Raw genomic sequence first — 14357 nt, forward strand, 5'->3', positions numbered from 1 at the left:
CCCGGTTTCAGAAGGCGCAACTGTCCAATTGAAAAATGGATTGCCTTGCTGGGGAGGGTGGTGTTCCTGGGAACGCATCGAGCTTGCTCGAATGCGTGGACAGGAAACACGAAACCGCCCTGGCTGCGCCAGGGCAGGGTTTGGGTTTGCAGGACGGGATCTTCAGGGATCACCGAAGCGCCGAAGGCGGGGAGGTAATCTATCACGTGGCTTTTTTCGTTTCGCCTCCAGGATTCGAAGGCCAGCGCGCAAGGTCACAACGTAACCCCCACCCTGGCATCCAGGAAATTGGCCACATGCCCATGGGCCTTCAGGCTTATTCCCGCACTGAACCTTTTATTTATGCGGTATACCAGGCCATATCGCTGGTAGAAATCCGGGTGTTCCGGGTTCGGGTTATACAGATAGGCCCCGAACTGCTGGCTGAACAGGAACTTGCCCAGCAGGAATTCGTGGCCGGCGGCAAGTCCTGCTTTCAGGGGGGTCGTGCTATCCCCTTCCTGGTCCAGCACAAAGCCGGTCCCGTTGTCATACATGAACTCCCCTCCCAGCGTATAGGCATTGAGGCGGGCAAACTGCCTGCTCCATTTCACCTCCAGTCCGGGAGAGAACACAAAGAGGTTTTCACGGGGTTCCTCATAAGACAAAAACATGGTGACATCAAGCCTTTTCTGGGGTGGCCCGTTCTTCCTCCAGTCGACCTCGGCCCGCTGTTTGAATTCAAAGTCTTCCAAATAATAGGAAAACCCAAGCCCGATTGAAGGCCAGTTTATTCCCTTGTTGGGTTTGCGGACGCCCCCGTTGGAAAAGTGGTTATAAACCAGCATCCCATCGAGCATCCAGCGCGGGGCAAGCCGGTAGTGAACACTGCCCCCCAACTGCAATGGAAAGGCCAGATAAGTACTGTAGCTAAGGTTATCGGGGTTTTCAACGGGGTCGTAAGGGGAATTCTGGTACGAAAGCCCAAACCCCATGCGAACAGAATAGTTTACCCGGCCCCGGGTGTTAAAAAACGGCTCTATATAGAAAAGCCCCGTAACCCCCTGCCCCAGCACGTCCGGGTTGTCATAATCCCAATACGTGAGGGCAATCCCCATTCTCGGATAGCACATACAGGACTCCCAGGCCCTCTGGGAGATTTTGTGCCAGGCAAAATCCAATTCGAGGCCCAGGGGATATGAATCCTCAATGGGCCTTAATTCCCTGCTGTGGATCAGGACAGATCCTACGTGAAACTTTGCTCCCACCGACCGTACCAAAGCGCGTTCGGGTACTGCCTGTTGGGAAAAACCAAACGTAGTGGCGGCCAGGAAAACCGCCACAAGCACAATTATCTCGAGGCCTCGTGAAACCATAAGGGATCAATCACAGCAATCCGGCAAGGGACCCGCCTAAGTTACGACCCGTTGTCCAAAAAATTAAACAGATTTTGTAATGTCTTCGGGGTACTCCCCCTTTGTTGGGCAGGAAGGTGGGAAATGCAAATTCGCCAAAAAAAACTTGAAGGCAGAGGTTGCTGTAAAAACCGCCTCCGGGGCTTGTTGGGCCCGGCGGCCTTGTTAAAGATTCAAAAGCCAGCGGGCCCCTCTCTAAAAAGGTCCGCCAGTCCTTTTTATCGGCTGGCGGTCTGCGGCTGCGGTAGATTCATCGGCTCAATTGGCAAACCGTCGCGCCCCGGCCCAACAGGCTGGCAAATAAAAAATCGCTATCTTTAAACAACACCAACTTAGGGCGGAATCTCCCTACCGCCATCCTCCTTTCCGAAAGGAGCTCACTTCCGGCAAAACAGTGGCCCCGCGAAAGCGTTCCTCCCGGCCATGGCCGATCCGCACTTGCGTTGGCTATTGCTTCAGCAGGCGCGAAAAGTAAAAAATCAGAGCAACCTAAAACCATAAAAATGGAAAACAAGTACGAGATGGATCAAGCCAAAACCGGTGCCCAACCCTACACCAAATTCATTCTGATGCTCCTGGGATCATTCATAGCCATGTACACCACCATGTATTTTAATTCCTACCAGGCCGACCACGTTTATTTCAGCCTCACCCGTTTTTATATGGCGTGTTTGGGAATTTCCACCATGGCCGTGATCATGCTGCTATTTATGTTGAACATGTACAGGAATGCAAAGAAAAATATCGCCATTGTTCTGGGCAGCGTCTTCCTCTTTGCCGGCGCCCTTGGCCTGGTACGGACCCAAACCCCCATTGGAGATGTTTTGTATATGAAGGGGATGATCCCGCACCACTCCATTGCCATTCTCACCAGTAAAAGGGCAGATCTGAAAGACCCGGAAGTAAGGAAGCTGGCCGATGAAATCATCAGGGCCCAGGAAAGGGAAATCGAAGCAATGAAAGCGCTTATTGAACGATTGCAGTCGGATGAATAGGATAAGGGGATATACCCTTTAAGTCTTCCACATCGCCAGGTTCCATAACAAAAGTGACCCGCCCAGTGTTCCCTAAATAACTGGAAAGGCCCTTAATCAAACTTCCACCCAAAGCCCGTCGTGAAAACATAATCGAATGGGCTGCCGCCCTCCACTACCTGGTTGTCGTAGTTGTACTGGAACCCGGTCGACACATAGAAGTCATAGGGCAGGTCATATTTTACATCCAATTGGAAATCAGATCGGACCCGGCCCCTTTCCGACAGGCTGGGATAGAGATCCAACCGGGTGTTCAGGCTGAAGTCCTTGAAATCGAACATGTTTAAATTGGTACTCAGGTACAATTCCATGGATTCCTTGTTAAGGTTTTCATCCTGATAGCTCTCAATGTTGTAGTTAAAACCCGCCGTAATCCCGAACATCAGTTTCGAGGTATTTGCGAGGTACCTTCCGCCGCCGATTCGCCCGCCCCAGCGTCCCTGCAAGTTTTGTTCGGTATTGGAGAGGAACGACCCGGTACCCATGATATACCATTTCTCCGTCAGCATACGGGTGATCCCGAGGTTCATGTTGGTGCGTTCTGTTTGCTCCACGTCATCGCGATTGGCGGTAAGGGAGGAGACATCAAAATCGGAAAACCATCGAAACCCCCGGTAATGCACCCCCCCATTGACATTCAACTGTCGGTTGTTGTTGGCTTTGGCAAGGTTAAATCCAATGTCGAGGTTCCCATAAAACCGGTCCCAGACCCTTTTTTCAATGGTCTGGAAGGAGGTTATCTCTTTCAGGGGAAAAACCTCTGGAGCACCTTCGGTAGAACTGATGGTAACCTGGCCACTTGCTTCAGACCGCAAAAAACCGTTCATCCGCCTGCCCCCGGTAAGAATGATCAGGCATGTTGCTTCAACGAACATCCGTTCCACCTTATGGTATTCAATGGCAAAATCTTTGTCGCTGTATGGGGTTTCCATAGTGAGGATCCCGGAAGAAAGGCCTTTGATTTCCCCATAAAGCACATTCCCGTTATCCAGCCAAAGGGTGTCATTCCGGGCGAAAGCCAGAAGGGGAAGTAGCAGGAAGGTCAGGGCGAGGGTTCTATTCATCGTCTGGTGGCCCACAAAGGACCATGGCTGGGTTTATCTGCAGACCAACTCCTGCGGGCAGGAATGCATAGGTTCAAATTTAAGCCATTTCACCGGCCCCGCGAAACGTTGATGCGAAAAGAAAGGATTTCTTCCTACCGGAACATTCCCCAAATTTCTCCTGCAATGTTCCTATCTTTATTCCAAATCGAAGGGATGCTGCGAAAAGTAATTATACTGGCAAATCTCATGGTCTTTATGGCCGGCTGCTCTGATAACCCCCGGGAAGAGGAAGCCCCCGTAGTGCCCCAGGTCCAATTTTCCGCCTTTTTGAATACGGGAGACGAGGAAGTGCAAATCGATTTCGAGACGGGGGCGGGCGCTCCCCTGATCGTGAGCCTGAGCGAGGAATTGGGCCTGGCCCCCCTGTTGTTTTCCAGGCGGCAGATATCTTCGAATTCCATTGCCTTCTACTCCTGGTTTGAGCAACAGACCCGGGTATACTTCAAGGACCTGGATTCGGGCACGGTATATACCGCTGAGAATATCTGCAACCTCGCAGGGGAGGCGGCAGGAGTGCGCGGGATTCGCCGGATCAGCGGCAATGGAACCTACGTTGTCGTGGCCCTGGAGGGGTTCGGAAATGGTCCCGCCCCGGGGTTTTTCTTTCGCATCCTGGATAAGGCAACGGGAAGCTGCCGGGAAGTTGAGATCCCCGAAGTGAGCCTTTCGGGCCCGGTCAGTTTTTCGCTTTCCGGCGACCTCCTGGCGGTGTACCACTGGCAGGAAGGATCTGAAAGGCCACAGATCGTCCTGGCCGACCTTCGCACAGGGGCCCTGGGGGAAACCCTGATCCTCGATCCGGGTTTTCGGGCCGCCACCTTCCAGGGCTCCCGGCTGTGGCTTTTCAATTCCGACGATTCCTATCAGGTTTTCAATGCGGATTCGGGTAATTTTACCCGAACTGGATCGGCACCGGGCCTGCTGCTGCAGGAATCTGGCTTCTTTGAATCGCAATTTTCGGGGGACCGGTTCTTGTCGCGCTTCGTTTACCAACAACCCAGCCTGTTCTTTGCCCAGCCGGCCGTCTATGATTTTTCGGCCCGCCGTTTTGTGGAAGGGGCTGAACCTTTTCTCCCCGAATTACAGGCCCGTGTGGAGCGGGAAACCGGGGACCGGGTCCTTTTCGGGAATTATGCCGTGGACCTCGACAGGGGGCTGGTCGCCCTGATCTATGTCCGCGGGAATGGGGCCCCCGAAGGAGGGGTGGTCCTTACGAACTTCAGGCAGGAATGGCTCCGGGTACTCCCGCTTCCCTATGTGCCCGAGAGGCTTGAAATCCGTGAGGCCCTTTAGGGCTATCAGACCAGGAATATAATGCTGCACGCCTTCTTTCTGGGTAGTAACAGCCTTCCGAATTTCTGGCAGGAGGGTCTCAGGGCTTTTTCCCCCGTCGGGTTCTTTCCCGGCCACTATCAAAATGCTGCAAAGAATCATGGGTTATTCACAACTCCGCAACCTGTTTTTAGCAGTTTCTCCAAAAGGCCAATACTTTTATAAACAATACACTAAATTTATATCTTGCGCTTTGATGGGCTTGTTGCCATGAGAATTCGCCACCAATTTTTTCTGTGGAATCGTATGCCGCAATCAGGAAATCAATCTTAAATCTGTTTAAAATGGGATCAGGGCGACTTCGGATTTTTATACTCATGGGAATCCTTTTATCCTTTTGTTTTTCGACCAGCGCACAGCATGTCGGGGACAGGCACGACCCCCATCCCGGAGCGCGTGTCCGGGAACACCACAAGCACAGCTTTAGTGCCCTGCTTTCCCACACCCATATTATTAACGGGGTTGAAAATGCCGGCATACGCGGCATCAACAGGCCTTCCCTGATGTTGGCCTATAACTACAGCCTGAGTGAAAGATGGGCAGTGGGCTTGCATGGGGATATCATTACGGAGACCTTCGAAGTGGAAGCCCACGGTGCGGAGGGCGGAGAGGAATTGCTGGAGCGGAAGTATCCGGTCAGTTTGGTCGGGGCCGCCAGCTACAAGGTGATCGACCATCTTGCCGTACAGGTGGGGGGAGGTTTTGAAACGGACGGCTCGGAAACTTTCGGCCTTGTCCGGTTTGGCCTGGAGCCCTTCTGGCGGGTTTCAAGCCGGATTGAGCTCCTCCTGAACCTTAACTATGACATAAAGATCGATGCCTATGACAACTGGACCCTCGGGTTCGGAGTCGCCTACGGACTATAGAAACAATCTCAAAATAAACTACCGATTCGCAACCTATTGAATTCCATCCATATGAAAATCAGATTGTTATTTTTCCTGGTAGTGCTGGTATCGACCAGTGCCAGCCAGGCACAGACCTTTACCATGGGCAAAAAATGCAGGGAAGCCCTTGCAAGTGCCCAGGCCGCACTTACCAACGCTTCCTACCAGGATGCCATTTCCCTTTACCAGGCCTTTGCGGAAGGCTGCAAGACTAAAGATGCCAAAGAACAGGCCGCCATAGGGATGGCAGAAGCCTACAATGGGTTGGGGATGCACCAGGAAGCCATCGCCCAGGCCGACGCTGCTTTAAAGGTGACCAAGGGCCGCAGCCTGGAAGGCCACTTCCAAAAAGGCGTCGCCCTGAATAAGTTGGGCGACGTTGATGGCTCCCAAAAGGAACTGGCAAAGGTTATGGAACTAACCGAAAACAACCAGAACACTGCCCAGCGGGCCTCGAATTACGCCCTGATGGCGGCCCTTTACGACCGGCAGATGGGGCAGATGGATTCAGCCCTGGTCTATCTGGACAAGGCAAGGGAGCTGGATCCGGGGAACGTTAAATACACCCTTCAGGAAGGGGATATGTACCTGACCCGCGACGATTATGAAAACGCTTATGCCTCCTATAACCGGGCAGCCCAGATGGATCCGAATTCCGCCGAGGTCTATGTGTCCAAAGTCAATGCCGGGTTGTGGCAGATGAATAAAAAATACGGCACCACCAAAGCCCAGGAGCTTCGGGAGAAAATGACCGCTGCCGAAAAATCCGCAATCTGCGGCGACCTGTCCAAAGCCTTTGAACTGGGCTGGAAGGACATGAACAAGGAGATGTTCAAAGCCCTTGTATGCAATTAATCTGATTCAAAAAACACTTAAATATTCAAGCCCTATGTATACCCTGAAAAAATCCGTATCGCTACTTCTGGTCCTGGGACTGTTATTCAGTTGCTCGACCATGCAAAACATGAACAAACAACAAAAAGGGACTGCTGCCGGGGCGGCCGGAGGTGCCCTGATCGGGGCCGCGGTGTCCAAGGGCAGCATCTGGGGAATCCTCGCCGGGGCTGCCGTAGGAGGGCTTGCCGGGAACCTGATCGGAAAGAAAATGGACCAGCAGGCCCGCGAACTGACCCAGGCCGTGCCCACCGCCGAGGTGAACCGCGTGGGCGAAGGGATCAATATGACCTTTGACGCGAGCCTGGCCTTTCAGATCAATTCGGCCGAGATCAGCGAGAGCTACAAAAAAGACCTCAATGCTGCGGCCTCCGTATTCAAAAGCTATGAGGACACCAACATCCTGATTGAAGGGCACACCGATGATACCGGTTCCGATGCCTATAACATGGCCCTTTCCGAAAAGCGGGCCAAAGCCGTACGCGACTACCTGATCGCCCAGGGGGTTGACGGATCGAGGCTTACTGCGAAATGGTACGGGGAAACACAGCCCAAATACCCGAACGACGAGGCGAACCGCGCCAAAAACCGCCGGGTGGAACTGGCCATTTATGCCAATGACGAAATGGTGGACGCAGCCAAAAAAGGCGAACTTTAAGAGGGCCGATCCCATTTTACAGGCTTTCAAAGGGCCGTCCGCTATAGAGCGCGGACGGCCCTTATTTGTTTGGCAGTCCTGGTATGCGCGGCAAAAAGTCCATGAGACACATAAATCTTTCCATTGCCCTTGGCAGGCGTTGCGCGTTATCTTAACTTTCCTGTGAAAAAATATCCTCAAAAACACACGAAAATGAAAACAAATATGGCAAAGGGCCCTTCCCTGGCGCTGACCCTTGGTGTTGCACTCACCCTGATTTTTTGGAGCTGCAGGCAGGACCCTGGGGCCGTTACAGGCCCGGCGACGATGTATTACGGGGGCGACATCCTCACCATGGAGGGGGACCAGCCGCAATATGTGGAAGCCCTGGTAGTGCGAGACGGAAAAATCGAATATGCCGGAGCCTCTGCAGAAGCCATGGAAGTTGCGGGTGCGGGTCATAAAATGGTCAACCTGGAAGGAAAGACCCTTCTACCGGGATTCATCGACGGGCATGCGCACTTCGGGAATTTCGGCCTGCAGGCCGTTGGGGCCCTGCTGCTGGCCCCGCCCGATGCCACCTGCAAGGACATCCCCACCCTGATCCAGCTCCTTAAGGACTGGAACACCCCCGAAAACCGCGCCCTGACCGGCTGGATCTTCGGAACGGGCTTTGACGATTCCGTCCTTGAAGAGAAGCGTTTCCCCACCCGACACGACCTGGACCAGGTGAGTACGGAATACCCGATCATGATCACCCATATTTCCGGCCATTTTGTCTCGGTAAACAGCAAGGCCCTCGAGGTCCTTGGCATAACCGAAGACACCGCGGACCCGGAAGGGGGGATTATCCGAAGGGAGGCAGATGGCAAAACCCCAAATGGCGTCCTGGAGGAGTTGGCGGCCATCCCCTACATGCTCCAGGCCCTGATGCCCAAAGACCAGGCCGGGGCCGACCGGTTCTTTAATGCCGGGCAGGACATGGCTCTTTCCTTTGGCTATACCACCGCACAGGAGGGCCGGGCCATGCAGAACCACGAGCTGCTGGCCGCCAATGCGGAAGCCGGGCAGCTGAAACTGGACGTGGTCAGCTATATCGACTACATGTTCGTGGACCAGTATATGGGCTCCAAATGGGACAGCCGGGACTACACCGACCACTACCGCATCGGTGGCATGAAGGTCACCCTGGACGGGTCCCCACAGGGCCGTACCGCCTGGCGCACCCAACCCTACCTGATCCCGCCTGACGGGCAGGGACCGGACTACGCCGGGTACCCGGCCATCCCAGGCGACTCCACCGTACAGGCCATTTTTGAGAAAGGCTTTAAAAACAACTGGCAGATCCTGGTCCATGGCAACGGGGATGCCGCCATCGACCAGCTGATCCGAACCCTGCGCCCTAATGTGGAAAAATATGGCAGGGGGGACCGCCGCAATACCCTGATCCACGGGCAGTACGTGAGGGAGGACCAACTGGACGACCTGAAAGACCTCGATGTGGTGGCCTCCCTTTTCCCCCTCCATACTTTTTATTGGGGGGACTGGCATAAACAAATCATCGGGGACTCCCTGGGCAACCGGATCAGCCCGACCCGGACCGCCCTGGACAAGGGGCTGAAGCTAACCATCCACACGGACGCCCCAGTGGCCCTGCCCAACCTGATGCGGGTGGTCTGGACAGCCGTCCAACGGATATCCAGGTCTGGAGCCCTGATCGGTGAAGGGGAACGCCTTAGCCCGTACGAGGCCCTGAAGGCCATTACCATCTGGTCGGCTTATCAGCATTTTGAGGAGGACCGGAAAGGGAGCCTGATTCCAGGCAAACTCGCCGACCTGGTGATCCTGGACAAAAACCCGCTTAAAGTGGACACCGATGCCATCAAGGACATACAGGTGGTGGAAACCATCAAGGAAGGGGAAACCGTTTTCAAAAGGAACTGATTCGATTTAAAAACCATAAAATCACCGATGCGCAAAACAAGATTTATTTTACCATTTGCCCTGGCTGCCTTTTTCTTCCTCGTTGCGGGATGCAGGCAGGAGAATACCCCCACCGATAAAGACAAAGCCCCGACTACCGTGTATTTCGGGGGAGATATCCTGACCATGGAAGGGGATTCCCCCCAGTATGTGGAGGCCGTAGTGGTTCGGGATGGCAACATTGAATTTGCCGGGGCCTCTTCTGAAGCCATGGAAGTGGCCGGCCCGGGGCACAAAATGATGAACCTGGAGGGAAAAACCATGCTGCCGGGCTTTTTGGATGCCCACAGCCACTACATCAGCTCGCTTTCCGTGGCCAACCAACTGAATTTGTACCCCCCTCCCTCGGGTCCAGGAAAGGATGTGCCCAGCATCCTGGAGGCCCTGAAGCGTTTCAAATCGGAAAACAGCATCCCTGATGGCGTCCTTATCCAGGCTTATGGCTACGACGATACCGTCATGCCGGGGGGTCGCCTGCTAAACCGGGACGACCTCGACGAGGCCCTTCCCGACAATCCCGTTTTGGTCGGGCACGTATCCATGCACGGCGCCGTGCTGAATTCGAAAGCCATGGAGCACTGGAACATCGGCGCGGACACCGAGACCCCCCCGGGCGGGATCATTGTCCGCAAGCCAGGAACCAGGGAACCCTGGGGGCTGATCATGGAAACCGCATTCCTCCCTATTTTCGGGTCCCTGCCGCAACCGACCTCGGACCAGGAGGTGGCCTGGACTACTGCGGCCCACCGGATGTATGCCGAAAACGGGATTACCACTGCCCATGAAGGGGCCACCCATATCCAGGACCTGTTGCTGATGGATCGCGCCACAAAAGCCGGGGCCAACCTGATTGATGTGGTGGCCTACCCCTTTATCACAGACCTGGACACCATCCTCAAACGCTTTCCCGTGGAACAATGGGGTATGTACAGGGACCATTTCAAGATCGGCGGGGTGAAAATCACCATCGACGGGTCTCCACAGGGGCGTACGGCGGCTTTTACCACCCCGTATCTCACGGGTGGCCCGGGTGGGGAACAGGACTGGAAAGGGGAACTGACCTTTCCCCAGGAACTGATCAACACCTTCGTCAAACAGGTGTATGACCTGGGCGTGCCCCTGAACCTTCACGCCAATGGGGACGCTGCCGTAGATGCCTTCCTGGAGGCCCATGAGGCCGCTGCAGCAGGAAATCCTTCCAAAGACCGGAATGTAACCCTGATCCATGCGCAATTCACCAGGAAAGACCACCTGCCCAAATACGCCCAATACAAAATCACCCCTTCATTTTACACCCTGCACACCTATTATTTTTCCGATGCCCATATCGCAAACCGGGGGCGGGAACAGGCCGAATACCTCAGCCCGATGCGGGATGCCATTGACCTCGGGATAAAGCCCACCAACCATACCGATTTTGTGGTGGCCCCCCTGGACCAGCCTTTTATGCTCTGGTCTGCGGTAAACCGGGTTTCACGCAGTGGGGAAGTGATCGGGGCAGACCAGCGGGTAAGCCCGTATGAAGGCCTGCAGGCCATGACCATCAACGTGGCCCACCAGTATCAGGAAGAGGACCTCAAGGGCAGCATCGCAGCCGGCAAACTCGCCGACCTGGTGATCCTGGACAAAAACCCGCTTAAAGTGGACCCCGATGCCATCAAGGACATACAGGTGGTGGAAACCATCAAGGAAGGGGAAACAGTATTCATAAAAAAATAATACAACACTCACAAAAGAAAACACTCATGAAAAAAGCATGTTTATTCCTTGTACTTTCCCTGCTGCCTTTTTTTGCAATGGCCCAGGATGGAACCTCCGCTGACGATCTGGCCAAACAATTGCAGAACCCCATCGCCAGCCTGATCAGCGTGCCGTTCCAGAATAATTTTGATTTCGGGATAGGCCCGGCCGATGGCAGCCGGTGGACGATGAATATGCAGCCGGTAATCCCCATGAGCATCAGCGAGGACTGGAACCTGATCGGAAGGGTGATCCTTCCCGTGATCTCCCAAAACGACGTTTTCGGGAATAGCGGCAACCAGACCGGCCTGAGCGATGCAGTGGTCAGCGGGTTTTTCTCCCCCAAGGCCCCTACGGCAGGCGGGCTGATCTGGGGGGCGGGGCCGGTCCTGCTCATCCCCACGGCCACCAATGACCTGCTTGGGACGGAGAAATTCGGGGTGGGGCCTACGGCCGTAGCCCTCAAACAAGCCGGTTCCTTCACCTACGGTGCCCTGGTAAACCACATCTGGTCCATCGCTGGCGCCGATGACCGGGCCGATGTAAACCAGACCTTCTTCCAACCCTTCCTGGCCAAAAATTACCCTGGGGGATATGCCCTTACGGCTGTGACGGAAATCAGCCAGAACTGGGATTTTGACAGCACTTCCGGGATGTTTGCCATTGTAGGCTCAAAGGTTGTAACCATCGGCAGCCAGGCTACCCAGGTGGCCTTTGGCCCACGGTTTTTCTACGGGAACGGCAGGGCAGCCGATTGGGGGTTCCGGGCGGCTTTCACCCTTCTGTTCCCGAAATAATGCCCTGGCAGAACGATCGAAAAATCGTATCTTTAAGAGGAATTTCCGGGGCCTTTTCGACTGAGTGCCGGATGAAAAAACCATGGCCCCGAATTCCCCTTAACGTATATGTGCCATGAAAAAATATTCAATATTCTTATTAATCGCTATGCTGGTCACCAGTTGCGCCACCACGTACCTCACCAATTCCCGCAATTTCAGCCAGGAAAAACGGGCCTATGATAAAATCGTGGTCATCGGCATTTCCAAAAGCCGGGTGGCCCGGGCACAATTTGAACAGGAGGTAGTCAATGGCCTGGCTGCCCAGGGGGTCAACGCCATTTCATCGAACAGTAGCGGGATCGATATCCCGATGGAAGGGACCCTTTCCGACAGCCAGGCTTCGGAGTTGAACCAAAAACTTATGCAGGCTGGTTTTGACGGGGCTATCATTACCCACCTTGTAAATGCCTCCGAATATACCGACGTAATCCCCGGAAACACCTATACCGGATATTACCCGGTTCGCTACGGCAGGTTTGGCCGGTATGCGAGCTACTACCCCGTGCAAACCTGGGAACCCGACCGCATGGTTACCGGGACCAAATACGTACTGGAGAGCTGCCTTTATGCCCTTGATAACGGACAGGACGATAACCTTCAATGGGTGGGGATGTTTGAATTAAAGGACCCTTCAAACCTTCAAAAAGTCACTGAAAAATACGCCGGGGAACTGACTGAGGCCCTTTTAAAGGAAAGCATAGCCCCCCGGTAATCCCTGGCTATTTCCGGGTCAGGGATACCCGCTGCTTTACGGGTTGTCCCATAGGCAATGTTCCCTTTATTTGCGAACCGAAACGGTGAAGGGGCAATTTTTTTCCAATATCCCCGAAAGGCATTCCCGGAAACCCTATTTTTGGATCAACCTTATGGGGCCGGCTTTCTGGCCCCCCGTTTAGACCCTATCTTATGAGAACTTTTTTCAGTGCCCTGGCAAGCCTGCTCTATTTACTTCTGTTGGGGAGTTGTTCCTCCTACATGACGCAGTCTAAAAATGTAAGTAACGCGAAAAAGGACTATTCCAAAATCCTGGTCTACGCCAGGGGCAAAAACGAGATTGCCCGCTCCATCTTCGAGCAGGACGTGGCGGCTGCCCTTCAACAGCAGGGGATCAATGCCGTGGCAGGGCATAAAGAAAAGGTCGTTGATGTGCCGGCGGAAAAACAATTGAGCAGGGAGGAGAGTGAAGCCCTCAAACAGGAACTTCTAAACATGGGGTTTGACGGGGTGGTAATTACCCACCTGGTCGATACAGAGCAGTACAGGGAAGTCATCCCCACGGGGGTATATCCTTCCACAGACGCCTACAATTATGGCCAGTTCGGGTATTACTGGACCTACTATCCTGCCTTTGACTGGGCTCCCGGCCTTACGATAGAAGGTACCCGGTACGAATTAGAAAGCGCCCTGTACGATCTGCGAAACGACACGGGAAATACCCTGCAGTGGATCGGTCGCTTTAAGCTGGAAGACCCTAAAGACCTTCGGAAAACCACTCAGGGGTATGCCAGGGAACTGGTGTCGGCCCTGATGAAGGAGAGTATTTCCAGGGAGTAAACCCTCCTGATGGATATCCATAAAAAATCCGCAGCCGGCATGGCTACGGATTTTTTTATTCTTCCCTCCCAGGGGATTCTACCTGGCCATGATCTTGCTCAATACCTTTTGACCATCAGGTGTTTGAACTTCAAGGATATACATAGCCCCGGACAGGCTGGAAAGATTCATTCGGATTTGGTTACGGCCCCGGCCCAACTGGTGCCGTTCGGCCTTCAGCCTCATGCCATTCATGCCATACACGCCCACGGTTGCTTCTGTGGATTCATCAACCTGGATATCGAGGGTGATTTCGTCTTCGAATACCGTCGGGAAGGGGGTTACCTTCAGGGTTTGCTGGGTGGCGAATTTGGCCGTTTGTGTGCCACAGGCCACCCCATGGAAGATCACATAAAACCCGGAGTCAAATCCACTAACATCTACCGGTTGAAATGTATATGTCGTGGTTCCTGAACCAGGTACGGTCGGGTTTCCGCCCTGCCCGTCCTGATAGGGATACTGGCCGGGTGCCACGGTGGGGTTCTGCCCGTTAACCGGGTACTTTTCTTCCCCAATATACAAATGGACATCGGTAAGGACGAAGCCGGCTAACATGTTTATTGAGACCGTCGCCGAACCATTCGCGTATGCCACCTGTACCACACCCGACTGGAATCCTCCTCCATTGGGCAGTATCAGGCACTGACCGGCAGCTGAATACAACTCCATGGAATAGGTCCCTTCCGTATCGATGAAATTCGTCCAGCCCCAGCGGTTGAACCCATCTTCGAGGAAGCAGGTATTGTCGGCCGAATATCGGGCAAAGGCGGTTTCGCACCCCCCTGGTACCACCGGGTCCGGTTCTTCCAAGGTCACCTCACAGCTGGTCGTGCACCCGTTGGCATCCGTGACCGTTACCGAGTAGGTACCCGCTGAAAGGCCCGTGGCCGTAGCGCCCGTAGCCCCATTGCTCCACAG

The 14357-nt window shown here is 54.1% G+C and carries 14 protein-coding genes; 10 read left to right on the forward strand and 4 right to left on the reverse strand.

The genetic code is table 11. From position 1 onward, the window contains the following. Positions 1-206 (reverse strand): hypothetical protein (locus tag NG653_RS14385; RefSeq protein WP_252742420.1); only part of this gene is annotated, 206 nt, incomplete at its 3' end. 48 nt (positions 207-254) lie between these two features. Further along, complete coding sequence (locus tag NG653_RS14390) at positions 255-1355, reverse strand: acyloxyacyl hydrolase (RefSeq protein ID WP_252742421.1); 1101 nt, start codon at positions 1353-1355, stop codon at positions 255-257. Between the two features lie 542 nt (positions 1356-1897). Here NG653_RS14390 and NG653_RS14395 point away from each other — a divergent pair. Further along, positions 1898-2389 (forward strand): DUF305 domain-containing protein, encoded by a 492-nt coding sequence (locus NG653_RS14395; RefSeq protein ID WP_252742422.1) that lies wholly within the window; start codon positions 1898-1900, stop codon positions 2387-2389. Positions 2390-2481: 92 nt separating this feature from the next. On the opposite strand, the gene NG653_RS14400 is transcribed toward NG653_RS14395, so the two are convergent. Next, the gene (locus NG653_RS14400) at positions 2482-3492 is read right to left on the reverse strand and encodes a DUF481 domain-containing protein (protein WP_252742423.1); all 1011 of its coding nucleotides are present in this window, start codon (positions 3490-3492) and stop codon (positions 2482-2484) included. 195 nt (positions 3493-3687) lie between these two features. Here NG653_RS14400 and NG653_RS14405 point away from each other — a divergent pair, with 195 nt between their 5' ends. The 9 genes from NG653_RS14405 (at position 3688) to NG653_RS14445 (ending at position 13400) form a co-directional block, all read left to right on the forward strand. After that, complete coding sequence (locus NG653_RS14405) at positions 3688-4827, forward strand: hypothetical protein (RefSeq protein ID WP_252742424.1); 1140 nt, start codon at positions 3688-3690, stop codon at positions 4825-4827. Between the two features lie 356 nt (positions 4828-5183). After that, positions 5184-5732 carry a hypothetical protein gene (locus NG653_RS14410; RefSeq protein ID WP_252742425.1) on the forward strand — a complete coding sequence of 183 codons (549 nt, stop codon included), beginning with the start codon at positions 5184-5186 and terminating at the stop codon, positions 5730-5732. A gap of 51 nt (positions 5733-5783) precedes the next feature. Next, positions 5784-6608 (forward strand): tetratricopeptide repeat protein, encoded by an 825-nt coding sequence (locus tag NG653_RS14415; protein ID WP_252742426.1) that lies wholly within the window; start codon positions 5784-5786, stop codon positions 6606-6608. Between the two features lie 34 nt (positions 6609-6642). After that, on the forward strand, positions 6643-7305 hold the full coding sequence (locus NG653_RS14420) for a YiaD family glycine zipper/OmpA-like lipoprotein (protein ID WP_502206809.1): 663 nt from the start codon (positions 6643-6645) through the stop codon (positions 7303-7305). 192 nt (positions 7306-7497) lie between these two features. Further along, complete coding sequence (locus NG653_RS14425; protein ID WP_252742428.1) at positions 7498-9228, forward strand: amidohydrolase; 1731 nt, start codon at positions 7498-7500, stop codon at positions 9226-9228. Between the two features lie 27 nt (positions 9229-9255). Then, a complete protein-coding gene (locus NG653_RS14430) occupies positions 9256-10986 on the forward strand; it encodes an amidohydrolase (RefSeq protein ID WP_252742429.1) in 1731 nt (576 codons plus the stop codon). Positions 10987-11012: 26 nt separating this feature from the next. After that, on the forward strand, positions 11013-11804 hold the full coding sequence (locus NG653_RS14435) for a hypothetical protein (protein ID WP_252742430.1): 792 nt from the start codon (positions 11013-11015) through the stop codon (positions 11802-11804). A gap of 115 nt (positions 11805-11919) precedes the next feature. Beyond that, positions 11920-12558 (forward strand): hypothetical protein, encoded by a 639-nt coding sequence (locus NG653_RS14440; protein WP_252742431.1) that lies wholly within the window; start codon positions 11920-11922, stop codon positions 12556-12558. 194 nt (positions 12559-12752) lie between these two features. Continuing rightward, on the forward strand, positions 12753-13400 hold the full coding sequence (locus NG653_RS14445; RefSeq protein WP_252742432.1) for a hypothetical protein: 648 nt from the start codon (positions 12753-12755) through the stop codon (positions 13398-13400). A gap of 78 nt (positions 13401-13478) precedes the next feature. Here NG653_RS14445 and NG653_RS14450 read toward each other — a convergent pair. Beyond that, positions 13479-14357 (reverse strand): T9SS type A sorting domain-containing protein (locus NG653_RS14450; RefSeq protein ID WP_252742433.1); only part of this gene is annotated, 879 nt, incomplete at its 5' end.

This window comes from Robiginitalea marina, assembly GCF_024006985.1.
In the GTDB taxonomy this organism is placed as follows: Bacteria; Bacteroidota; Bacteroidia; order Flavobacteriales; family Flavobacteriaceae; genus Robiginitalea; species Robiginitalea marina.